We start from the raw sequence: 23,286 nt of genomic DNA, 5'->3' as shown, positions 1-23,286 counted from the left end.
TCGCCCGGTGCTGCCGGGACAGTCCTCAGCCGGTGGTCGCGGTCCGGGCCGTGTCACGGGCGGCCACCATGAGCTGGCCGAGCGCCAGACCGCCGTCGCCCGGCGGGACCAGGTGGTGCCGCAGCACCGTGAAGCCGTCCTCGCGCAGGGCCGTGGCGCAGGCCGAGGAGAGCAGGGTGTTGGCGAACACGCCTCCGGTCAGGGCCACCGTGTCCAGCCCGTGACGCTCGCGGGCCCGCACACAGATCCGGTGCACGAGACCGGTGACGGCCCGGTGGAAGCGGGCCGCGACCAGAGCCGGTTCGGTGCCCGCTCGCAGGTCACCGACGATCGCCGCGAGGACGGGTGCCGGGTCGGCCCGTACCGCGCCGCCCCCGTCCGGCTCCGACGCCCGGAGGGCGAACGCGTAGGCGGTGACGTCCTCGACGGGCGCGTTCAGCGCGGCGGCCTCCAGCTCGACGGCGGCCTGGGCCTCGTACCCGGCCCGGTGACACACGCCCGCGAGCGAGGACACGGCGTCGAAGAGCCGGCCCATGCTGGAGGTGGGGACACAGTTCAGGTCTCGCTCCAGTTGGCGTTCCAGCACGCGGCGTTCGTCGGGCGGGCAGGCGGCCACACAGGCGAGGTCGTCCGACCAGCCGATCCCGGCGGCGCGCAGATGGGCCAGCGCCATGCGGTACGGCCGGCGCACGGCGGCGTCACCACCGGGCAGCGGGACGTACCTGAGGTGCCCGAACCGGGTGAAACCGTCGTAGTCCGCGAGCAGGATCTCCCCGCCCCACACGGCGCCGTCGTCGCCGTGGCCCGTGCCGTCGAAGGCCACTCCGATCACCGGCCGGGTGCCCTCCAGCCCGTGTTCGGCCATCGCGGCGGCCACGTGGGCGTGATGGTGCTGGACGCGTACGACGGGCCGCCCGGCCGCGTTCCGGTCGGCCCATCGGGCGGAGCGGTAGCCGGGGTGCCGGTCGGCCACCAGCATGCTGGGCCGCACGCCGGTGACGGACTCCAGTTGCGCCGTGGCGCGCCCGAAGGCTCGCTGGGTGCCGAGGTCGTCCATGTCGCCGATGTGCGCGGACAGCCAGGCCCGCCGGTCCTCCCCGAGACAAAACGCGTTCTTGAGGTCCCCGCCGACGGCGAGGGCCGGCCGGACGGACAGCGGGAGGGGCACCGGCAGCGGGGCGTAGCCGCGGGCTCGGCGGATCATCAGCGGCTTTCCGTCACTGACGCGGACCACGGAGTCGTCGCACGGCACCTGGATCGGCCGGTCGTGGGTGAGCCAGGCATCGGCCAGCGGCGCCAGCCGCTCCAGTGCCTCCGCGTCGTCGGTGACGATCGGCTCACCGGCCACATTGCCGCTGGTCATGACGAGCAGCCGGGGCCCTTCGGCGTCGCCGGGCAGACCGAGCAGCAGATGGTGCAGGGGCGTGTACGGGAGCATCACGCCGAGGTCGGGGCTGCCGGGCGCGACGGCCTCGGCCGGCCGCGGTGCTCCTGCCGGGTACGAGGGGTCCGTACGCCGACGCAGCAGCACGACGGGCCTGGTGCCGCCCTCCAGCAGGCTTCGCTCCTCGGGACCGAGCCGGACGAGGTGCTCGATGTCGTCCGCGCTCCTGGCCATGACGGCGAACGGTTTGTCCCCGCGGGCCTTACGGCGGCGCAGCAGGGCGACGGCTGCGGGGTCCGAGGCGTCGCAGGCCAGGTGGTAGCCGCCCAGTCCCTTCACCGCGAGGATCGCGCCGCGCGCCAGAAGCGTGCGGGCCTCGGTGACCGGGTCCGCCCCGGCGACGCTCTGCGGCCGTCCGTCGAGCGGCTGCCGGCCAACGAGCAGACGCAGGCTCGGACCGCAGGCGGGGCAGGCGACCGGCTGGGCGTGGAAGCGGCGGTCGGCCGGATCGGCGTACTCCCGGGCGCAGTCGGGGCACATCGCGAAGCCGGCCATGGTGGTGTGGGCGCGGTCGTAGGGAACACCGGTGACGATCGTGAAGCGCGGGCCGCAGTGGGTGCAGTTGACGAAGGGATGGCGGTAGCGCCGGTCGGCGGAGTCGGCCAGTTCGTCGAGGCAGTCGGCGCAGGTGGCCATGTCCGGGGAGACCAGGGTGCGTACCGGCCCGTCGGCACGGGAGGCGAGGATGGTGAACGCGCCGCCGCCCGTGGCGGGCAGGTCCTGGTGGTGGACGGACTCCACGCGGGCCAGCGGGGGCGCCTGTGCGGCGATCCGGTCGCAGAACCGGTCGACGGCCGAGGGTGTTCCCTCGACTTCGACGACGACGCCCTCCGGCGTGTTGGTCACATGTCCGGCCAGGGCGAGCTCGGTGGCGAGGCCGTACAGGTACGGCCGGAAGCCCACACCCTGCACCACGCCCCGAACGGTGACCCGACGGCGCCGCGGCATGTCACCGGGGACGACGGCCGAGGGCCGCGGACCACTCACGAGCGGGTCTGGGCCATGGCGCCGGTACCGTCCGGGTGGGCATGGCCGTGATCGTGCGCGGGGCCGGTGTGGGCATGCTCATGGCCGTCGCCGTGGCCGTGGTCGTGCGCGGGGCCGGCGGGTCCGAGGACATCCGTCCGTCGGGCCATGACAGGCCTGTGGAGCGGCGCGCCGTCCGCGGCCGCCAGCGCCCTGTCGAGCAGCGCGCCGATCGCCCGGCCCCGGCGTGCCGAGGTCAGGAGCACCTCGACTCCTGGGTTGACCTGCTCGACGTGCGCGCGGAACGCGGCCTCGTCGAAGTCGACGGCCTCGGCGATGTCGGTCTTGGTGACGACGACCAGGTGGGCGAGACCGAACGCGGTGGGGTACTTCAGCGGCTTGTCCTCGCCCTCGGTGACGGAGGCGAGGACGACTCTCAGAGTCTCGCCCAGGTCGTAGGAGGCCGGGCAGACCAGGTTGCCGACGTTCTCCACGAACAGCAGCCGGGTGTTGTCGGGCAGCCATCCGTCGAGGTGCCGGCTGAGCATCCCGGCCTCCAGATGGCACAGCCCGTCGGTGAGCACCTGCTTGACCGGTACGCCCGAACGCGCCAGCCGTCTCGCGTCGTTCTCGGTGGCGAGGTCGGCGGTCAGCGCGGCGACGGGCACCGACCGCTCCCGTGCCAGCAGCAGTTCGCGTTCCAGCAGCGCGGTCTTTCCGCTGCCGGGGCTGGACAACAGGTTGACCACCGCGGTGCCGCGAGCCGCCAGTTCGGCGCGCAGAGTGTGCGCGCTCGCGTCGTTCTTGGCGAGCACGGCCTGGTGCAGGTCGACCACACGGCACATGGTTCAGCGCTCCTCGGAGATCGGTTCGCGGGTTTGCGCGTGCGTCCGGCCGTCCTCCCAGTGCACGCTGACGATCTGTAGTTCACGGCCGGAGAGCAGGTCGACTCTCGCCCCGCCGCACTCGGGGCAGCTCAGCCGGGGCGGCATGCCGACGGACCATTCGCGCGCGCAGGGTGCGCAGCGGGCCCGCCCCGGCACCTCTTCGGTGACCAGGTCGGCGCCCTCCAGCACGGTTCCGGCGCAGGCCAGTTCGAAGCAGAAGGAGAGGGAATCGGGTACGACACCGGCCAGTTCACCCACCTGGAGTCGTACCGAGCGCACCGCCGTGACATCGCCGGCCTGCTGCGCGGCCTGCTCGACCTGGTCGATCACGGCCAGCGCGACGGACATCTCGTGCATCGGTCTCTGTCCTCCCAGGGGCCGGCTTCCACCACCGCTGTCGCGGGCGGCACCGGGCCGCCCGGTCCGCGCGGGAAGGTGTGCCGTGCTCGGCCCGCCGGCCTCCATTAGAGGCGGGCTGTCGGGGCTCGACAGCCCGGCACGCCGTCGTCGGCCGCCGGGGTACGCCGTTCGCCGCAACGGCGCGGCGCGCTCGAACGGGCGGCGTGTCACATCCTGCGGATCCGCCAGTAGCGTCTGACGTCGGGAAGTGCCAGCCTGACGAGCGCGGCCAGGACGGCGCCGGCCACGCCGCAGATGATGGTCTTCTTCATCGCGTCTCTCCTCACTTCGCGGCTCCGTCGGCCGTGGCCCGCGGCGCGGACTCTCCCGGCTCGTCGGCCCGTAGCAACTCGTCGATCAGCCGGACGGCCTCCGGTACGGCGTCGGACACCGGCGGGCTGAGACCGATGCCCTCCTCCACCGAGGCCGGTTCGCAGCCGACGATCAGGGTGCGCCGCGGCGGCTGTCCGCCGGTACCGGCACAGAGCGTGTCCAGCAGTGCCAGGACGGTGTCGGGGGTCATCCGGTGGCCGTCGAGCACGGGGGCTCCCTCGGGCTCGCCTCCACCGGGGCTGTCGTGCTCGATCAGGTACAGCGTGCCGGGGGCTTCGCCGCGTGCCGTGGCGTCCACGAGGATGAGGGTGTCGTAGCCGTCCAGGAGCTGATAGGCGAGGTGCACCCCGCGCACACCGATGTCCACGACCTCGATGTGTGCGGGCAGTTGCCGCTCGGCGAGCCTGCGCGCGGTCTCCACACCGAAGCCGTCGTCCCCGAGGAAGATGTTCCCGATGCCGGCGACGAGGGTCCTTGGGGGCACCTCCCGGGGACCGCTCATGCGTCGTCCTCCAGCGGTGTGACCTCGTCGGGCTGGAAGTACAGGAACCGCCCCTGCTCACGGCGGATGTCGGCGCCCGGATCGCCCTCGACCGTCACCGCCAGGTGCACCCCGCCGTCGACGTCGTGCAGAACCGCCTCGACCTGCGCGCTGCGGCCCTGGAGGAACAGGTCCTGTGCGTCGGTGCGGCGCAGGCCCGGTCGCAGCAGTACGCGGCTTCCGGCGCCCAACGAGCGGCCGTCCACGACGACCCGGTCGTGCTGAGGGTCGAAGCCGGCCTCGCTCGCCGGGTCCCACCACGGGGTGTCCGGGCGCCGCACCCCGTACTCGTCCGGGAACCCTCCGGCGGCCGGCCCGGCGGCGCTCGGCGGGGCGGTCACCTCACGCAGGCTCCGCACCGCCCCGTGCAGGCGTTCGAGAACCTCGGCCGGCATCGAGTCCGCGAGGTCGATCACGGCGGCCGCCCGCTCGTCGGTGCCCCGGGCCTCGCGCTTCTCCTCGTCGGTGAGGGCGGCGGTCCGCAGCGCGAGGATCTCGTCGATCTCGGTGGCGTCGTAGAGCGCTCCCGGGCTTTCCGGAGCGATCGCCGGGTGGTCCTCCAGGATGATCGGCGAGGACAGCACCAGGTCCGCGCGGCCGGGTTCGCCGGCGAGTACGGGCCAGGTGTGCAGGTTGCGGCAGGTGGCGATCGCGCCCTTCGCCCACTCGGGCGGATCGGTCATCGACAGGAACGATCCGGCGCTGAGGGCCATGAGGAGGTGCGTGGCCACCAGGGAGTGCGGCAGCGCCGCGTCCCGGTCGGCGCTGCGGCCCTGTGGAGGTGTCCAGGTGGAGGTGTTCTCGACCACGGCGGTCAGCCGCAGCGTCCGGTAGGGCCCGTCGAGTTCGCGGGCGGACAGCCGCACGGCGCCGCTGATCTCCTCGCAGCGCCGGACCAGGCGGCCGACGGGCCGGCCCGTCGCGTCGAGAACCGGCTCGTCCTCCTCCAGGGCGGGGCGGGTGAAGGGAACCGTGACACCGTCGCCCAGGAGCTCGTCCACCGCCGCGACCACTTCGACGCGCTCCTCGGCTCCCTCGTCCCAGGGAACCAGGACCCGGTCGTCGAGCCGGAGTTCGGGAACCGTGTCGAAGCCGCCGTCCGGGCGGATCCGCTGCACGGTCCGCCGCCGGGCGCGCAGGAAGCGCAGCTCGACCGACAGCGTCGCGCCCGCCTTCGGTTCCATCAGGCATTCGGTGTGCTGGAAGTCGTGCTCTTCGCAGTCGGCACCCCACTCGGGCGGTACCAGCACCCCGAACTGCCAGCGCAGCCGGTTCTTGGCCGCCGAGGCCCGGTACGGGTAGAGCACATAGCCCTCGAAGAGAACGGCGTCGGCCACCTGCCGGGCGAGGGCGAACCGCGCCTCGGTCTGCGCGGCGAACGCGGTCACGGTCACAGATCCGTCCCTCCGGTCGTTCGGGTGAGCGCGAGGTAGGGGTCCTTCCGGGGCGGGTCCGTGGTGCCCTTCTCCTCGAGAAGAGCCCGCACGGTCGCCTCCCAGGAGGGCAGCGCCCGCTGTGAGCGGTAGGCGAGCAGGGCGTCCATGGTGTCGCGGGGCAGCCGGATCCAGCCGCAGCCGGGGAAGTGCTGCTCGACCATCTCCCGCCAGGCCGAGACCGGCATCCGGAAGGCCGCCTCCCGGTCCCACGGAACCGGCTCGACCCGGAACCCGGCGGCTCCGGTGAACGCCGTGCCGGAGAAGAGCATCAGCAGCGGAACCTCGCCGCCCTTGAGCGCGGCCAGATAGCGCGTCGCGGCGATGTCCATGTCGTAGGTGCAGGGCACGACGAGGTCGACTTCGGTCTCTCCGGTGAAGCCGGGGACCATCAGGGAGACCTGCGCGAACTGCACCGGCTGGAGGGTGTTGCCCCAGCGTGAGCGCTCGCCGAAGAGGTCGGCGAGACCGTCGGCCTCGGCGGACTCATAGCCGCGCCGGGCGGGTTCGATACGGATCTGGCAGCGCAGCGCGAGTGCGTGCACGCGGGCGTTGTCGGCCGCGGTGACGCGCAGCCGGAACAGGAGGGTCGGTCCGGCGGCGTACCGGTCGGCGCGTACGCCGGTGCACTCGAAGGAGAACTCCGTCACGGCCTGCCCACCTCGCGTACGGGCTTGGCGCGTCGCACGACGTGCTCGAAGAACGTCTCCAGGGCGGCCCGGGCCTCGGCGCCGCCGTCGAAGCCCTGCCACAGCAGGCGCATACGGCCGACCAGTTCGTAGCAGATGTCGATCGGTACGAGGTAGCACTCGCACCGGCCGTCGGTGCGGCGCAGCAGCAGTGCCTCCACATCGGGTTCGAGCAGCACGGCGAGGCGGCTGTCACCGAGCACCGTCGTCCAGGCGGACGGTTCGAGTTCGCTCTCGGTGGCTCCGGCCGGGCTCGGGTAGAGGGCGACCAGCCGGTCCAGCGCCGCGTTGCGGAAGAAGAAGGCGACACCGACCGGGATCTGGAGCGCCTCCCACGCACCGTCGTCGAGGCGGTGGTCCGGGTCGGTGAGGTACCGGTTCGGGACGGCACGGAAGCGGCCCGCGGCGGCTCCCGGCTGTTCCATCAGCAGTGCGCAGGAGACGCAGGCGCAGACGAGGGCCCGTTTCTCGATGTCGACCAGGTGGCGGTGGTCGGCCTCGGCCACCGCCACCGCGCACAGCTCGCACCGCTCCTGGCGGGGTGGACGCTCCGTCAGGAACCTGCGCAGGCCGGGGGCGCGCGGGCCCGGGCCGGGGGCCCGGGCGGGTGTCCGGGTCCCGCTCATGCGGTCTTCGCCGCTGCCGGACGGGCCACGGCGCCGGAATTCGGGCCGGTGCCGATCTGGAGCAGGGCGGGCTCCCCGGGGGCGGCGGCGGGCTGCATCTCGACGGCCGTGACCTCCGGTGCGAAGCAGGCGAGCGCGTCCTCGGCGGCCTGGACGGCGGCCGTGCCGGTGCCGGCGCAGCCGCAGCCCGCGCCCGCCCGGGTCCGCAGCCGCAGGGTCCCGCTCGTCTCGTCGAAGGCCACCACTTCCAGAGCCTGGTCGCGGACGCTGTCGAGGGCCCTGGCGATCCGGACGTCCCGGTCCTCGGGGTGGAGGTCGTGCAGGACGAGCAGGCTCGCGACCAGTTCGTCGCCGAGCAGGGCCGCCAGGGGGTCGCCCGGGGGCCGTGGACCGCCGGGGGCGGAGGACAGCAGGTGGAGGATGCGGGCCAGGCCTGAGCCGTAGAACTCCATGAGGGTCCGGACGAGTTCTTCGGCCGCCGCGCCGGCCGCCGGGTCGCCGGTGGCGGCCAGCCGGTCCAGTACGTCCTCGATACGGCGCCCGGTCTGCTCGGCGGTCACGCGGTTCGTCGCCGATACCGCGCTCATCCGCCCAGTCCGCTCAGCCCGGTGGGCACATGCATCTTCTGCACCGTCTTTCCTCCGCCGACGTACATGTGGACACCGCAGGGCAGACAGGGGTCGAAGCTGCGCACGGCGCGCATGATGTCGATGCCCTTGAAGTTCTCCGGCGTGTTCTCCTCGAAGATCGGCGTGTTCTGCACGGCGTCCTCGTACGGGCCGGGCGTGCCGAAGGAGTCCCTGGTGCTGGCGTTCCAGGGGGTGGGCGGGTACGGGTGGTAGTTGGCGATCTTGCCGTCGCGGATCACCATGTGGTGGGAGAGGACGCCGCGTACCGCCTCGGTGAATCCGACGCCGATGCTCTCGTCCGGCACCTCGAACTTCTCCCAGGTCTGGGTGCGTCCGGCCCGGACCTCCTCCAGTCCCTTCTCCGCGAAGTGGAGTGCGACGGCGGCGGTGTAGGCCTGGAAGTAGGTGCGCGCGCGATTGCGTTCCAGCGCGTTGCTCCAGCGCGGAATCTTCCATTCGAAGGTGGTCTCGGGCTTGGTCATGGTGCGCGGCAGGTTGATGACCACGCTGTGGCCGGTGGCCTTCACGTAGCCGGTGTCGACGAGGCCGGACAGGGCGGTGGACCACAGGCGGGCGATGGGGCCGCCACCGGTGTCCAGGGCCAGGTGGTCCTTGCCGTCGAACCACCGGGGCGACATGACCCAGCTGTACTTGTCGTCGAAGTTCCGCTTCTGCGGGGCCGGGATGGTGTGCTGGTTCCACGGGTGCCGCGGGTCCACCGGGTTCCCGAGGGGGTCATGGGTGACGAACTGTTCCTGCCCCTGCCAGTCCTCGTAGTAGGAACTGCCCAGCAGGATGCGGATGCCGAGGTTGATCTCGGTGAGGTCGTTGGTGACGAGTTTGCCGTCGACGATGATCCCGGGGGTGACGAACATGCGTCGGCCCCAGTCCGTCATGTTGGCGTAGGTGAAGTCGCAGTACTCGGGGTCGTTGAGCGCTCCCCAGCAGCCGAGCAGAACGCGCCGGCGCCCCACTTCCTCGTACCCGGGCAGTGCCTCGTAGAAGAAGTCGAACAGGTCGTCGTGCAGGGGCACGACGCGCTTCATGAACTCCACGTAGCGCATCAGGCGGCTGAGGTAGTCCGTGAAGAGCTGCACGGAGGCGATCGTGCCGACGCCGCCCGGGTAGAGCGTGGAGGGATGCACGTGGCGTCCCTCCATGAGGCAGAACATCTCCCGGGTGTAGCGGCTCACCTGTAGGGCTTCGCGGTAGAAGTCGCCCTCGATGGGGTTCAGCGACCGCATGATGTCGGCGATCGTGCGGTAGCCGTGGTCCCCGGCGTGCGGCGCTTCGGTGCGCTCGGCGAGTTCGAGGACACCGGGGTTGGTCTCCTTGACCATCTTTTCGCAGTAGTCGACCCCCACCAGGTTCTCCTGGAAGATGTTGTGGTCGAACATGTACTCCGCGGACTCGCCGAGGTTGATGATCCATTCACCGAGGTGCGGGGGCTTCACGCCGTAGGCCATGTTCTGCGCGTACACCGAGCAGGTGGCGTGGTTGTCCCCGCAGATCCCGCAGATACGGCTGGTGATGAAGTGCGCGTCGCGGGGGTCCTTGCCGCGCATGAAGACGCTGTAGCCGCGGAAGACCGACGAGGTGCTGTAGCACTCCGCGACCCGCTTCTGCTTGAAGTCGATCTTGGTGTGGATGCCCAGGCTGCCCACGATCCGTGTGATCGGGTCCCAGGCCATCTCCACCAGGCCACTGCCGTCGCCGGCCGCCTTCGTCGTCGATGCCATCGTTTGTGCCGTGCCCTTCGTTGCGCGGGAAGTGTGGGGAGTTGCACGAATCTCGGGGGCGGGTCAGGTGCGGCGGGGCTTCACCACGGTGGCCGGTACCCGGTGGTGATCCGGTCTCCGGTGTGGCGCCACTTGGGCTCCTTGTCCACGGTCCGGGCCGTGAGGGTCCTCAGCTTGCGGACCACCGCGCCATAGGCGCCGCTGGCGCTGCTCGACACCTTCGCGCCGGGGGGTTCGTCCATGAAGGGCATGAACTTGTCGGGGAAGCCGGGCATGGTGCAGGCGATGCAGATACCGCCGACGTTCGGGCAGCCGCCGATTCCGTTCATCCAGCCGCGCTTGGGCACGTTGCACTTGACGACGGGGCCCCAGCAGCCGAGCTTGACCAGGCACTTCGGAGAGTCGTACGTCAGGGCGAACTGGCCCTGTTCGTAATAGCCCGCACGGTCACAGCCCTCGTGCACGGTGGCCCCGAAGAGCCAGGTCGGACGCAGCTTGTCGTCCAGCGGAATCATCGGGGCGGCGCCGGCCGCCTGATAGAGCAGATAGGTGAGCGTCTCGGAGAAGTTGTCGGGCTGGATCGGACAGCCGGGGACGCACACGATGGGGATGCCGGCCTGCGACTTCCAGTCCCAGCCGAGGTAGTCGGGCACGCCCATCGCCCCGGTCGGGTTGCCGGCCATGGCGTGGATGCCACCGTAGGTGGCGCAGGTGCCGATGGCGACGACGGCGAGCGCCTTGGGCGCGAGCCGGTCGATCCACTCGCTGGTGGTGATCGGCTGGCCGGTCTCCGGGTTGTCCCCGAAACCGCACCAGTAGCCCTCCGGCTTGATCGACTCATTGGGGATGGACCCCTCGACCACCAGCACGAACGGGTCGATCTCGCCCCGCTCCCCCTTGAAGAACCACTCGATGAACGTGTCCGAGCCACCGACCGGACCACACTCGAAGTCGATGAGCGGCCAATGGACGGCGATCTTCGGCAGACCTGGCAGAACGCCGAGCACGATTTCCTCGATGCTCGGCTGCATGGCCGCCGTCAGCGCGACCGAGTCGCCGTCACAGCTCAGCCCTGCGTTGATCCAGAGAATGTGGATCGTGGGTGTCTCGTCGGCGGGCGCACCTCCGGCGTCCGCAGCGCCGACCGTGTCCGGCGTTGCCGCAGTCATGGGACCGCCTCCTAGGGAGGTATGGGGTGAAAGTCCGTATTTCGACCGTCAGCTTTCTTCGTACCAGCCATCCGGTCGCGGTGAGACGCCGTGGGGGGCCGTTCCAGTGACGTGAGCCTCGGAGGGGATCTGGCCCGATGGCGCAACCGCGGCGGGGCTGAGATGCGGCGGGGTGCGCCGAGGCCGCTCCTTGCGGACGAACGCGCGACGCAGCGCGTGATACGGGGCGTCCGGGTCCAGGAAGGTCCGGCGCATCCGGGCCAGCTCCTGCTCGCGGAAAGCGGCCGGCGGGATGACGCTCTCCTGCCGGTCCAGCTCCCTCTTCTTCGCGGTGATCCGTGACGCGGTTCCCGGCAGCGCCGCCAGGCGAGCCGCCAGGCGGCCGACCTCCGCGGCGAACTCCTGCGGGCCGCACTCCATCACCCGGTCGACGAGTCCCGTACGCCGGGCGCTTGCCGCGCTCACCGGCAGCGCCTCGCGCATGAGTCGTTCGGCCGCCGCGGGCCCCACCCTGCGCGGCAGGGTGTACGTCCAGTACTCCGAGCCGTACAGGCCCATCAGACGGTAGTGCGGGTTCAGCACGGCTCCCGCGCGGCACCACACCTCGTCGGCCGCCAGGGCGAGCATCACCCCGCCGGCCGCGGCGTTGCCCGCGACGGCCGAGACCACCAGCCGGTCCGTCGTCGTCAGGACCGCCTCGACGAGGTCGTCGATGGCGTTGATGTTCGCCCAGGACTCGGCACCGGGGTCGTCCGCGGCCTCGATGACATTGAGGTGGATCCCGTTGGAGAAGAAGTCCCGTTCGCCGCCCAGCACCAGCACCGATGTGGGTCGCGTGCACGCGTCCCGGTAGGCGTCCAGCAGGCGTCGGCACTGCGCGGTGCTCATCGCGCCGCCGGGGAAGGAGAACGAGAGGAAACCCGCGTTCCCCTCCTCCCGGTAGCGGATGTCCGTCCACGTAGGGTGCCGCGCGTCCGGGAACAGGGGCACGGTGTGCTCTCGCAGTGGAGGAAGCCGGTCGCCGAGGGCCTGTACGGCGGGCAGTTTGAACGTCGGCGGCTGCCCGGGCGCACGCCGGGGCCTCAGCTCGGGGATCCATACGGCGCCGTCCTTCGTCGCCCGGCAGATCGCCCCGGCCCTGGTGGCCAGCAGCTCGCCGGGGTGGCCACGCAACACGCTCTCCGGGTGGCCGCCGTGGAGATACCACGCGTCGCCGAGCAGCACGTCCAGCACACCGGGCTGGGAGTCCGCGGCCCGCAGCTTGCGTACGACGGTCCGTGTGGAGTCCTCGGCCCAGTCGATCCGTCGGACGCTCTGGTCGAGGTACGGACGGGTGCGCGGGTGGGCGCCTTCCGGGCGTGCCACGCTTTGGCCGACTTGGTCGGCTTCGCCACCACCTTGGCCGCCGCCTTGGCCGGCTTGGTCGGCTTGTTTGCGCGGAACGAAGGTTCCGGTGGCAAAGCGTTCCACGGCGAGCAGGACGGCCGCGAGCGCGGCGTCGGCGACCTCGCCCCGGTACAGGTCGCTCTTGGACACCGGAGGAAGCAGGCACGGAACGGACGCCCACACGTCACCGGCGTCCATTTCCTCGTCGGCCTGAAGGACCGTCACACCCCACTGGTCGGCGCCCTCGTGGATCGCCCAGTCGAGAGAGGACGGTCCGCGGTCACCCACGGGCCCCGGATGGACGACGAGGCACGTGTGCGCCGACCACACCTCCCTGGGGATCGCGGTCTTCAGCATCGGCGCCAGGATGAGCTGCGGGGCGTGCCGCCGCACGGCCTCCGGCAACGAGCCGCCGGGCAGGGCGAGTTCCACCGCCACGGTGTGGCCACGGTCCCGCAGTTCGGCATGGGCGCGCTGGGTGAGGCTGTTGAACGCGCTGGCCACGAGCAGGATGTGCACAGCTGCCTCCGGGCGGACGAGGGGCGGGCAGGGATGACCGGCCGACTGCGATCGTCAGGCATGCCGGCCGGTCCGCCCCGGCGACAGGCTGTGACGTCATCCGAAAGCGGGCGCCGATCCACCGTCCGGCCTCGACGCGGCCGCGTCATGAACTCCTTGGCCCCGGCTTCCGCGCCGGCGAGGACGGCGTGGGCGGCCAGGGCGCGCGAGAACCCGGTCGCGGGCGGCGTCGCGAACCTGCGAGGGTGTCCGTCATGGATTCCGAGCCGGGTACCGGTCCTGCCCGCCACTACGACCCCGGCCGCCAGTTGGCCCAGTTCACCGGCCGCATGCTGGTGGTCTGTCCACGATGCGGCGGCCGTGCGCTCGTGGTTCCCCGGCCTGGTCTTCCCGCGCCCAGGTACTTCAGCGAGCTGTTGTTCCAGCCACGCCGTCTGGCTTGCGGTGGGTGCGGAACCGTCGCCGACCGGGAACCCGAGATGCGTGGTGCGGGGCTGGTCGGCGCGGTGCCGGGCGGGAGTGAGGATCCGTTTTTCCGGCGGCCGCTGTGGCTGCAGACCCGTTGCGTCGGCCGGATCCTGTGGGCCTACAACGAGGAGCATGTCGACGAGTTGTCGGCCTACGTGGGCGCCCGGGTGCGCGAGCGTGGCGGGGTGCGGCCGACGCGGGCCATGTTCGCGCGGCTGCCGGCGTGGATGAAGAGGGCGGACCAGCGCTCTGAGGTCCTGGCCGGTCTGGAGACGCTGCGCGCTCTGGCCGAGCGGTCGGCACCTGCCGACCGCTCCGACGCCGCGCATGAGCGCGGTGACCGTCCCCGACCGTACGGAAGCCTGTACTTCCGGGGCGGCCCGTATGAGGCGAGGTCCTGAGAGGGCCCCGTCGGCATGCCGGACCTCAGCGGCGCCGCGCGGTACCCGGCAGGGGTCTGTCGACAGCACACGCTCCGCGTTGGCCGGTAGACGGCCCAGGAGCCAGTACTCGGCGGGGGTGAGGTCGAGCGGTCCGGGCCCGCGGGTGCACCATGTCGTTCCACCAGCAGCCACTGACAGGTCGCTCCACCAGCAGCCACTGACAGGTCGCTCCACCAGCAGCCACTGACAGGTCGCTCCACCGGCAACCACTGAGGAGTCAACGATGACGACAGCCGATTCCCGCGCGTCGGCGCCGGGGTCCGCCGAGCCCGTGGTCCCCACCGCCGCCGGTACGGTGCGCGGCCGCCTGGAGGGCGGCCTGGCGGTCTTCCGCGGTGTCCCGTTCGCCGAACCGCCCGTGGGGGACGCGCGGTTCGCCGCGCCGCGCCCGGTACGCGCCTGGGACGGGACACGGGACGCGTTCGCCTTCGGTCCGCCGCCGCCCCAGGAGACGGGGATCCAGGGCCGCGCCGCCCTGCTGGACGCGCCCACGGGCGACGACTGGCTGACGGTCAACGTCTGGACACCCGACCCGGACCCTGGTGCCCGCCGCCCGGTGATGGTGTGGATCTACGGCGGTGCCTACAAGCTCGGCCACTCCGGCAGCCCCGGCTACGACGCTCGCCGCATCGCCCGCGACGGCGACGTCGTCGTGGTCACCCTCAACTACCGTGTCGGCATCGAGGGCTTCGCCCGGGTCGACGGCGCTCCCGCCAACCGCGGTCTGCTCGACCAGGTCGCGGCCCTGGAATGGGTACGGGAGAACATCACGGCGTTCGGCGGCGACCCCGGCCGGGTCACCGTCTTCGGGGAGTCGGCCGGCGCCGGATCAATCGCCTCGCTGCTGGCCATGCCGAGCGCGTCCGGCCTCTTCCGGCGGGCCATCGCCCAGAGCGTGCCGGGCACGTACTTCTCCGACGAACTGGCCAAGGACATCGCGGCCGCGATCGCCGCCGAAGCGGGCCTGCGCCCCACGGCCGCCGATCTGTCCACCGTCGACCCACGTCAACTACCCGCCGCAGGCGAGGCGTTGGCGGCCACGATGCGCCAGTACGAGGACCGGTGGGGGCCGGTCGTCCACACCCTGACCCCCTTCTCCCCCGTCGTCGACGGCGAGGTCCTGCCCACCACCCCCTGGCAGGCGCTGGCGGCCGGCACCGCCCGGGACGTCGAACTGATCGTCGGTCACAACAGCGAGGAATTCCGGCTGTTCGTCCTCCTCTCCGGACAGCTCGGAAAGATCACCGACGGGGAGGCGCGGGCAGCACTGCGCAGGTTCGGACCCGGACCGGACGCCGAACAGGCCTACCGCACCGGCTTCCCCGACGCCTCGCCGGGCGAGCTGTACGAACGCGTCATGTCCGACTGGCTGTTCCACATGCCCTCACTGCACCTGGCCGAGGCGCAGCTCACCGGCGGCGGACGCGCCCACGTCTACGAGCTGACCTGGCCGGCCCCGGGCAACGGCGGCGTACTGGGCGCCTGCCACGGCCTGGACATCCCGCTGCTGTTCGGCACGTTCGACGCCGACCTCGGCAGCCTGCTGTTCGCCGGTACGGAACCCTCACCGGAGGCCGAGGCGCTGTCATCCCGTTTCCGGGCGTCCTGGACGGCGTTCGCACGGACGGGCGACCCCGGCTGGCCCACGTACGACACCGAGCGGCGGCTGGTCCAAGTCCTCGACGCGGCCCCAGAGGTCATCCCCTACCCCGAGGAAACCTCCCGGCGCCTCTGGGAGCGCCACACCTTCCCCGCGCTGCCGCTGATCCAGTGAAGTCCGCCGGTTCCTGGCCGGAATTCGGCGAACACCCGGTGCTGATGCCTCGGGCACGCAGCCGACGCGGGACGACCAGGGCGACCAGGACAGCGACGAACGCCTGTTGATCTGATCGGCCCGCCTCGCGATGCCGAAGACATCCTGCGGCCCCTTCCCCTGCCGCAAAGCCCCGTACGCCTCCTGCGCCACCGCCCCGAGACCTTTTGGATTCGGCCACGGCCCGACCGCCCCACGCGGCCGGAAGGCGCTACCGAGCGGGCTTGATCCCATGGAACGTGCGTCCTAAACGAGCCATCTACCGGCGAGTACGAATCGTGGCTATTCACACTCAAGTGCCGAATCCAACCCTTTTGCCCAGCGTGAATTTTGATTATATGAAAGGGAACTGTTTAAGGATTCAATTTACACCTGGGGAAACAATGCGTTTCCGCTTGATCCAATCGGGACACCATCCTGACGCGCCGTCAGGACACGTACGCGCAGGATGAGTTGGGGCGGAGGACGCGCGCGGCCTGCGGTCGGCGCCCCCTCAACCGCCCTCGGGTCAGGCCGCTGTCGCCCGTTCACACAGGAATCCGATGCAGCCGTGTCGGCAGTGTTACATCCGGCAAGGACCGTCTCATTGAGAGTTTGACTTTCGCGAGGATGCGCAATAACCATGAGCGTGCTTCGCAGTGCCTTGTGAAGCACAAGCGCTCTCCCCCACCATTCCTCACTCTCGTGTGATTTGGAGCGTTCGCGTGCCTGTGTCGAATTTCGATACTTCCGGGCTGTTTGCTGTCGAGGACATCGTCATCGCCGTGAGCCCGCTCGCCGTCCCCTCGGCACGGGTCACCGCGGCCGCCGTACGGGCCGGCGGTCTCGGCGTGCTCGACCTCACCTCGGGTGGGCGCCGGGCGGCGGCGGAACTCGCGCTCGCCGAGGAATGGTCGGCCGCCGGCTTCGGCGTACGGCTCTCCGACAACGATGCCTTTCCCGCGCGGGACCTCCCCGCCCGCGTGCACACCGTCCTGCTGACCAGCGACGCCTCGTGCACCCCGGGCGACTTCCCCGGCCACCGCGTGCTCGTCGAGGTGACCGGCCATGAGCAGGCCTTACGGGCCCTATCGGCCGGGGCGCACGGACTGATCGCCCGGGGCCACGAGGCAGGCGGCCCCGTGGGCGAACTGGGCACGTTCGTGCTGGTGCAACAGCTGCTCGCCGACCGGGAGTTGGACCTGCCGGTCTGGGCCTGCGGCGGCGCGGGCCCGCACACCGCGGCGGCCGTCGTCGCGGGCGGCGGTGCCGGTGTCGTCCTGGACACCCAGCTCGCCCTGCTCACCGAGGCCGAGGCCGGACTGCCCGCCGGCACCTCCGTACTCCTCACCGGGCTCGACGGCTCCGAGACCACCGTGGAGAACGGCCGCCGTGTCGTACGGCGCCGGGGTGCCCCGGACGGTGCCCCGGCGCCCGAGATCGGTCAGGACGGTTTCCTCGCGGCACGCTTCCATGAGCGCTGGGGCACCGTCCACGCGGCGGTCCGGGGCGTACGTGACGCCGTCCTCGACGCCCTCAAGAGCGCGGGTCCCGCCCTCGGCCCCGACAGCGCGGGCAGCCGTGCGCTCGGGACCGAACTGCCGGTCGTCCAGGGGCCGATGACCCGGGTGAGCGACCAGGCCGCGTTCGCCGCCGAGGTGAGCGGCCACGGAGCGCTGCCCTTCATCGCGCTCGCGCTCTCCGGCGCCGAGCAGACCCGCACCGTCCTGGAGCGGACCAGGGACGCCCTCGGGCACGCGCCCTGGGGAGTCGGGGTCCTCGGATTCGCCGACGAGGAGATCAAGGCCGCCCAGCTGGAGGTCGTACGGGAGATCCGCCCCTCCCACGCGATCATCGCGGGCGGCCGTCCCGCGCAGGCGGCCGCACTGGAGGCGGTGGGCATCTCCACCTTCCTGCACGTGCCGTCGCCGGGGCTCCTGAAGCAGTTCCTGGAGGCGGGCGCGCGCAAGTTCGTCTTCGAGGGCGCCGAGTGCGGTGGCCATGTCGGCCCGCGGGGCAGCTTCCCGCTGTGGGAGGCGCAGCTCTGCGTGCTCGACGACTTCCTGGCGGGCGCCAAGAACGGTACGGCCGCGGAGTTGCAGCTGCTGTTCGCGGGCGGGGTGCACGACGAGCGGTCCGCCGCCATGGTGACCGCCCTCGCCGCGCCGCTGAGCGCCCGGGGTGCCGCCGTGGGCGTACTGATGGGCACGGCGTATCTGTTCACCGAGGAGGCCGTGAGCGCGGGCGCGGTACTGCCCCTGTTCCAGCGGCAGGTGATCGCAGCCGAGCGCACCGATCTCCTGGAGACCGCTCCCGGGCACGCCACCCGCTGTGTCCGCAGCCCGTTCACCGACGAGTTCGCCGCCGTCAAGGAGGAGCTGGCCGCCCGCGACGTACCCGGCCGGGAGGCCTGGGAGCGGCTGGAGCAGCTCAACGTCGGCCGGTTGCGGCTGGCCAGCAAGGGCCTGGAGCGGGCCGGGGGCGAACTTCACGAGGTCGGTGAGGAGAGACAGCTCGCCGAGGGCATGTTCATGGCCGGAGAGGTCGCCGTCCTGCGCTCGGCCATCACCACCGTCGCCGACCTGCACGCCTCGGTGACCACCGGGGCGGCCGGCTTCCTGGCGGCCCGGCTGGACGCCCTCGGCATCGAGGAACCGGCCATCGCCGCCTCCCCCGAGCCGCTGGACATCGCCGTCGTCGGCATGGCCTGCATGTTCCCCGGTGCCCCCGACCTCGCCGCCTTCTGGGCGAACGTGCTCGCCGGTGCGGACGCCGTCACGGAGGTGCCCGCGACCCGCTGGGACGCCGACCTCTACCACGACCTGAACGGCGCCGGGGAGAAGACCCCGTCCCGCTGGGGCGGCTTCCTCCCCGAGATCCCGTTCGAGCCGCTGCGGTACGGGATTCCACCCGCCTCACTGCCCGCCATCGAGCCGGTGCAGCTGCTGGCCCTGGAGGCCGCGCGCCGGGCCCTGGAGGACTCCGGTTACGGGAGCCGGTCCTTCGACCGGGCCCGCGCGTCGGTGGTGTTCGGCGCGGAGGCGGGCAGTGACCTGTCGAACGCCATGACGCTGCGGTCCGTACTGCCCGCCTATCTCGGCACTCTGCCGCCCGCGCTGGCGGAGCAGCTGCCGCGGCTCACCGAGGACTCCTTCCCCGGCATCCTCGCCAACGTCATCGCGGGCCGGATCGCCAACCGCCTCGACCTCGGCGGCGCCAACTACACCGTCGACGCCGCCTGCGCCTCCTCCCTCACCGCCGTCGACGTGGCGTGCAAGGAACTGAGCGGCGGTACCAGCGACTTGGTGCTGTGCGGCGGCGCCGATCTGCACAACGGCATCAACGACTACCTGCTCTTCGCCTCCGCCCACGCCCTCTCGCCCTCCGGCCGCTCCGCGCCCTTCGACAGCGCCGCCGACGGCATCGCGCTCGGCGAGGGCGTCGGCTGCGTCGTCCTCAAGCGGCTCGCCGACGCCGAGCGCGACGGCGACCGGATCTACGCGGTCATCAAGGGCGTCGGCAGCGCCAGTGACGGCCGGGCGCTGGGCCTGACCGCGCCCCGGCCCGAGGGGCAGTACAACGCGCTGACCCGGGCCTACCGCAACGCGGGCGTCTCGCCCGCCGAGGTCGGGCTCGTGGAGGCGCACGGCACCGGCACCGTCGTCGGCGACCGCACCGAACTCGGCTCGCTCACCCGGGTGTTCGAGGAGGCCGGCGCCGAGCCCGGCAGGTGTGCGCTCGGCTCGGTCAAGTCGCAGATCGGGCACACCAAGTGCGCGGCCGGGCTGGCCGGACTGATCAAGGCCTCGCTCGCCCTCCACACCGGAGTGAAGCCGCCGACCCTGCACCTCGCCGAACCGAACCCGGCCTGGGACGCGCAGAGCAGCCCGTTCGCCTTCCACACCGAGGCCCGCCCCTGGCCCGCCGCGCCGGCCGAACGGGTCGCCGGAGTCAGCGCCTTCGGCTTCGGCGGCACCAACTTCCATGTCGTGCTGCGGGCCTACGAGGACGGTCCACCGCCGGTCACCGCCGCCCAGCAGTGGCCCGCCGAGCTGTTCACCTTCCGGGGCGCGGACCGGGCGGCGGCCGTGCGCGCCGCCACCGAGCTGCTCGCCCTCGTCGAGGCGGACCCCGGACCCCACGAGCCGTGGCGGCTGCGGGACTTCGCGCTCGGCGCGTCCCGCCGCGCGGAGTCCGCCGGCACGCGTGGCGCCCGGACCTGGATCGCCCTCGTGGCCGAGTCGGCCGAGGAGCTGGCGGCGCTGCTGCGCCGGGCCGTCGCGGGTGAACACGCCCCGAAGGAGGGCCTGTTCACCGCCGACGACACGGAGACGGGCGAGGTGGCGCTGCTCTTCCCGGGCCAGGGCAGCCAGCGGCCGGGGATGTTCGCGGAGCTGTTCGTGGCCTTCCCCGAACTCCAGCGCCATCTGCGGCTCGACGAGACGACGGCCCGCGTCCTCTTCCCGCCGACGGCTTTCGACGAGGCGAGCCGCAAGGAGCAGCAGGAGCGGATCACCGACACCACCGTCGCACAGCCCGCGCTCGGGCTCACCGGACTCGCCGCGTTCCAGCTCCTCACCAGGGCCGGGATACGCCCGGCGATGGCCGCGGGGCACAGCTACGGAGAGCTGGCCGCACTGGCCGCGGCGGGCGCCCTCACCCCCGACGCGCTGGTGCGGACCAGCCGCGGCCGGGCCGCCGCCGTCCTGGGCGCCGCCGGCGACGGTGATCCCGGCACCATGGCAGCCGTCGCCGCGGGCGAACCGGAGGTCGCGGCGGCCCTGGCGGCGGCGGGACTCGACGGCTCAGTGGTGACGGCGAACCGTAACTCGCCCCGTCAGACGGTGATTTCGGGCCCCACGGACGACGTGCTCACCGCCGTCGAGCGGCTGCGCGCCCAGGGCCTGGGCGCCAAGCGCATCCCGGTCGCCTGCGCGTTCCACAGCCCGCTGGTCGCGGCGGCGGGCGAGGCCTTCGCGAAGGTGCTCGCCGACGTCCCGGTCGGCGCGACCGACTTCCCGGTCTGGTCGAACCGTACGGCCGCCCGCTACCCGGAGAGCCCCGAGGCGATCCGGGCCGAACTCGCCGCCCAGATCGGCGCACCGGTCCGGTTCGCCGACCAGATCGAGGCGATGTACGAGGCCGGGGCCCGGGTCTTCGTCGAGGCCGGCCCCGGCTCGGTGCTGACCCGGCTGGTGGGCACGGTCCTCGGCGACCGGCCGCACCGCACGGTCGCCCTGGAGAAGGGCCGGCACACCGGTCTCGTCGGATTCCTCGCCGCGCTCGCCCAACTGGCCGTCGCCGGTGTGGACGTCAGGACCTCGTGGCTCTTCCAGGGCCGGGGCGCGGTCGACGCCGCCCGGGCACCTCGCCGGGTGCGCGCCGCGTGGACCGTCGACGGCCATCTGATCCGCACGGCGGACGGCGCGATCCCCGCCGCCGCACTCCATCCCGCCGAGCGCGTCCCGGAGGCCCTCGTGACCCACAGCACCTCGGCCGGACCGGTGGCAGCCACCGGCTCCGAGGCCCTGATCAGTGAGTTCCTGCGGACGAGCCGGGAGATGATCGCGGCTCAGCGGGATGTGATGCTGGGGTATCTCGGTGCGGATCCGGCGGTACGGCCCCCGGCCCCGGCCGCCGCCCCGGCCACGTACGCCGACGCCCCGGTCACGTACGCCGACGCCCCCGTCACCGTGACCGCGCCGCCCGCCGCACCGGCTGCCGTGGCTGCCGTGGCCGAGCCCGCCGGGGGCTCGGTGCTCTCGGTCGTACTCGACGTGATCGGCGAACGCACCGGCTACCCCGTCGACATGATCGAACCCGACCTCGACCTCGAAGCCGACCTCAGCGTCGACTCCATCAAACGAGCCGAAATCGCCGGCGAACTCGCCGCCCGACTCGGCCTCACCACCACCGCCGACACCGACGTGGAAGAACTCGCCAAGGCACGCACCGCCGCCGCCATCACCGCGCTGGTCGAGCGGGTCACCGGACCGGGCGCCGTTCCCACCCCGGCCCCGGCTGCCCAGGCCCCCGCTCCCGCCGCGGGCCCCGCACCGACCGCCGAGTCCGTCCTCGCACTCGTGCTCGACGTGATCGGCGAACGCACCGGCTACCCCGTCGACATGATCGAACCCGACCTCGACCTCGAAGCCGACCTCAGCGTCGACTCCATCAAACGAGCCGAAATCGCCGGCGAACTCGCCGCCCGACTCGGCCTCACCACCACCGCCGACACCGACGTGGAAGAACTGGCGAAGGCACGCACCGCCGCGAGCATCGCCGAGCTGGTGGCGGGTGCCCGAGGGGAGGCAGCCGAGGCCAGGGCCCCGGAAGTCACCCCGGCAGCCACCCCGCAGTCCGCCCCGGCCGGCGCAGAGCCCTTGGTCGTGGCGCCCAAGCGCCTGGTGATGCGGGAGTTCGACCTCGCCCCCGCCGAGCCCGCGCCCACCGGCGACCGGCTGACGGGCCGGAACTTCCTGCTCCTCGGCACCGGACCCGTCGCCGACGCGCTGACCGCCCGCCTCACCGCGCACGGCGCCCACGCGCTCACCGCCGACGAGCCCCCGGCCGACGAGAAGTTCGACGGCCTCATCCACCTCGTCGCGCCGGACGCCCCACCCGTCCTGCCGGACACCTTCCCCGTCTACCGACAGGTGCTGGCGGGCAACCCACGCTGGGTGCTGGCCTCAGGCACCTCCGCCGGACTGCGCGGCTTCTTCCGCTCCGTGGCGCGCGAGTACCCCGACACGGTGGCCCGGGTCGTCGAGCACGCCCCCGGCACCGCGCCCGAGGACATCGCCGCCGGTCTCGTCGCCGAACTCACCGCCGACGACCGGGAGCCGGTGGTGCTACGTTCCCCGGGCACCCGTCGCGGACTGCGCATGGCCGAGGAGGGCCTGGGCCTGCTCGGCGGAACGGGCGCGGGCCCGGCCGGTGACGGCGCGGCCGAGGCCGCCGCGCTCGGCCTCGACACCGACTCGGTCGTGCTGCTGGTGGGCGGCGCCCGCGGGATCACCGCCCGGTTCGCCGCGACCCTGGCCGCCGCCTGCCGCTGCCGGATCGAACTGTTCGGCCGCACCGCCCTGCCCGAGGGCGCCGAGGACCCCGCCCTCGCCCCCGCGGTCACCACGGGCGAACTGCGCGCCGCGCTCATCGCGGGCGGCCTGCGGGTGCCCGCCGAGATCGAACGGGCGATCGGCCGGATCCAGGCCGAGCGCGAGGTGCGTGGCACGCTGCGCCGGCTCGCCGCACTCGGCTCCGAGGTCCGCTACCGCACCGTGGACGCGCTGGACGGCGACGCCGTGCGCCGGGCGGTGAAGGAGATCCACGCCGAGCACGGCAGACTCGACGCCGTCGTCTACGCGGCGGGCGTGATCGAGGACAAGCTGATCGCGGAGAAAAGCCCGCGGTCGTACGACCGGGTGTTCCGTACGAAGGCCGACGGCGCCCGTGAACTGCTGGACGCGATCAGCGAGTTGCCGGACGGGCCGCGGTTCGCCGTGCTGTTCGGCAGCATCGCCGCGACCCTCGGCAACCGCGGCCAGTCCGACTACGCCGCCGCCAACGACGCCCTGGAGACCCTCGGCACCCGCTGGGCGGACGCCGGGGCGGGCCGCCGCGGGCTGACCGTCCACTGGGGCCCGTGGGCACCGACCGGCGACGGCAACCACGGCATGGTCACCCCCGAGCTGATGCGGCACTACGCCGCCCGCGGCATCCGGCTCATCGACCCCGACGAGGGCACCATGAGCCTGCTGCGCGAGCTGGCCTGGGGCCCCGAGGGCGACACCGCCGTCGTGTACACCGCCTCGGGCTGGTGA

Annotated in this window: 14 protein-coding genes; 3 read left to right on the top strand and 11 right to left on the bottom strand. The window is 72.4% G+C overall.

Annotated features, from left to right (window positions below; genetic code table 11):
• Positions 1–25: 25 nt before the first annotated feature.
• The 11 genes from hypF to GTY58_RS38225 all read right to left on the bottom strand — a co-directional run bounded on the left by hypF (position 26) and on the right by GTY58_RS38225 (position 12,760).
• Complete coding sequence (gene hypF / locus GTY58_RS38280) at positions 26–2,392, bottom strand: carbamoyltransferase HypF (RefSeq protein WP_010988770.1); 2,367 nt, start codon at positions 2,390–2,392, stop codon at positions 26–28.
• A 35-nt stretch (positions 2,393–2,427) separates the two neighbouring features.
• Positions 2,428–3,255: a hydrogenase nickel incorporation protein HypB gene (hypB, locus tag GTY58_RS38275; RefSeq protein WP_010988769.1), complete on the bottom strand. Its 828-nt coding sequence runs from the start codon at positions 3,253–3,255 to the stop codon at positions 2,428–2,430.
• Between the two features lie 3 nt (positions 3,256–3,258).
• A complete protein-coding gene (gene hypA, locus GTY58_RS38270) occupies positions 3,259–3,654 on the bottom strand; it encodes a hydrogenase maturation nickel metallochaperone HypA (RefSeq protein ID WP_010988768.1) in 396 nt (131 codons plus the stop codon).
• A gap of 325 nt (positions 3,655–3,979) precedes the next feature.
• Positions 3,980–4,531, bottom strand: a complete 552-nt coding sequence (locus GTY58_RS38260; protein ID WP_010988767.1) for a hydrogenase maturation protease — start codon at positions 4,529–4,531, stop codon at positions 3,980–3,982.
• Positions 4,528–5,964, bottom strand: coding sequence for a hypothetical protein (locus tag GTY58_RS38255; RefSeq protein WP_010988766.1), 1,437 nt, complete (start codon positions 5,962–5,964; stop codon positions 4,528–4,530). Before GTY58_RS38255 ends, GTY58_RS38260 begins: the two co-directional genes overlap by 4 nt.
• Entirely contained in the window at positions 5,961–6,653 is a 693-nt protein-coding gene (locus GTY58_RS38250; RefSeq protein WP_010988765.1) for a DUF6084 family protein, read from the bottom strand. The genes GTY58_RS38255 and GTY58_RS38250 overlap by 4 nt, the downstream gene beginning before the upstream one ends.
• Entirely contained in the window at positions 6,650–7,318 is a 669-nt protein-coding gene (locus GTY58_RS38245) for a DUF5947 family protein (protein ID WP_010988764.1), read from the bottom strand. The genes GTY58_RS38250 and GTY58_RS38245 overlap by 4 nt, the downstream gene beginning before the upstream one ends.
• Entirely contained in the window at positions 7,315–7,905 is a 591-nt protein-coding gene (locus GTY58_RS38240) for a hypothetical protein (RefSeq protein ID WP_010988763.1), read from the bottom strand. The genes GTY58_RS38245 and GTY58_RS38240 overlap by 4 nt, the downstream gene beginning before the upstream one ends.
• Positions 7,902–9,686, bottom strand: coding sequence for a nickel-dependent hydrogenase large subunit (locus tag GTY58_RS38235; protein ID WP_010988762.1), 1,785 nt, complete (start codon positions 9,684–9,686; stop codon positions 7,902–7,904). The genes GTY58_RS38240 and GTY58_RS38235 overlap by 4 nt, the downstream gene beginning before the upstream one ends.
• Positions 9,687–9,766: 80 nt before the next feature.
• Positions 9,767–10,855: a hydrogenase expression protein HypE gene (locus GTY58_RS38230; RefSeq protein WP_010988761.1), complete on the bottom strand. Its 1,089-nt coding sequence runs from the start codon at positions 10,853–10,855 to the stop codon at positions 9,767–9,769.
• Between the two features lie 48 nt (positions 10,856–10,903).
• Entirely contained in the window at positions 10,904–12,760 is a 1,857-nt protein-coding gene (locus GTY58_RS38225; protein ID WP_037647125.1) for a hydrogenase maturation protein, read from the bottom strand.
• Between the two features lie 254 nt (positions 12,761–13,014).
• Here GTY58_RS38225 and GTY58_RS38220 point away from each other — a divergent pair, with 254 nt between their 5' ends.
• The 3 genes from GTY58_RS38220 to GTY58_RS38210 all read left to right on the top strand — a co-directional run bounded on the left by GTY58_RS38220 (position 13,015) and on the right by GTY58_RS38210 (position 23,286).
• On the top strand, positions 13,015–13,629 hold the full coding sequence (locus GTY58_RS38220; protein ID WP_010988759.1) for a hypothetical protein: 615 nt from the start codon (positions 13,015–13,017) through the stop codon (positions 13,627–13,629).
• A 265-nt stretch (positions 13,630–13,894) separates the two neighbouring features.
• Positions 13,895–15,445: a carboxylesterase family protein gene (locus tag GTY58_RS38215; RefSeq protein WP_042494035.1), complete on the top strand. Its 1,551-nt coding sequence runs from the start codon at positions 13,895–13,897 to the stop codon at positions 15,443–15,445.
• Between the two features lie 743 nt (positions 15,446–16,188).
• On the top strand, positions 16,189–23,286 hold the full coding sequence (locus tag GTY58_RS38210) for a type I polyketide synthase (protein WP_010988757.1): 7,098 nt from the start codon (positions 16,189–16,191) through the stop codon (positions 23,284–23,286).

It is taken from the genome of Streptomyces sp. SID5469 (assembly GCF_009862865.1).
Taxonomy (GTDB): domain Bacteria; phylum Actinomycetota; class Actinomycetes; order Streptomycetales; family Streptomycetaceae; genus Streptomyces; species Streptomyces avermitilis.
Note: the sequence above shows the minus strand (reverse complement) of the source record. Positions and strands in the feature narration are given on the sequence as shown.

Excerpts from the sequence above, each read along its gene's own strand:
- GTY58_RS38215 (WP_042494035.1), top strand. The coding sequence starts at position 13,895 with ATGACGACAGCCGATTCCCGCGCGTCGGCGCCGGGGTCCGCCGAGCCC.
- GTY58_RS38245 (WP_010988764.1), bottom strand. The coding sequence starts at position 7,318 with ATGAGCGGGACCCGGACACCCGCCCGGGCCCCCGGCCCGGGCCCGCGC.
- GTY58_RS38240 (WP_010988763.1), bottom strand. The coding sequence starts at position 7,905 with ATGAGCGCGGTATCGGCGACGAACCGCGTGACCGCCGAGCAGACCGGG.
- GTY58_RS38220 (WP_010988759.1), top strand. The coding sequence starts at position 13,015 with ATGGATTCCGAGCCGGGTACCGGTCCTGCCCGCCACTACGACCCCGGC.
- GTY58_RS38260 (WP_010988767.1), bottom strand. The coding sequence starts at position 4,531 with ATGAGCGGTCCCCGGGAGGTGCCCCCAAGGACCCTCGTCGCCGGCATC.
- hypB (WP_010988769.1), bottom strand. The coding sequence starts at position 3,255 with ATGTGCCGTGTGGTCGACCTGCACCAGGCCGTGCTCGCCAAGAACGAC.
- GTY58_RS38235 (WP_010988762.1), bottom strand. The coding sequence starts at position 9,686 with ATGGCATCGACGACGAAGGCGGCCGGCGACGGCAGTGGCCTGGTGGAG.
- hypA (WP_010988768.1), bottom strand. The coding sequence starts at position 3,654 with ATGCACGAGATGTCCGTCGCGCTGGCCGTGATCGACCAGGTCGAGCAG.
- GTY58_RS38230 (WP_010988761.1), bottom strand. The coding sequence starts at position 10,855 with ATGACTGCGGCAACGCCGGACACGGTCGGCGCTGCGGACGCCGGAGGT.
- hypF (WP_010988770.1), bottom strand. The coding sequence starts at position 2,392 with ATGCCGCGGCGCCGTCGGGTCACCGTTCGGGGCGTGGTGCAGGGTGTG.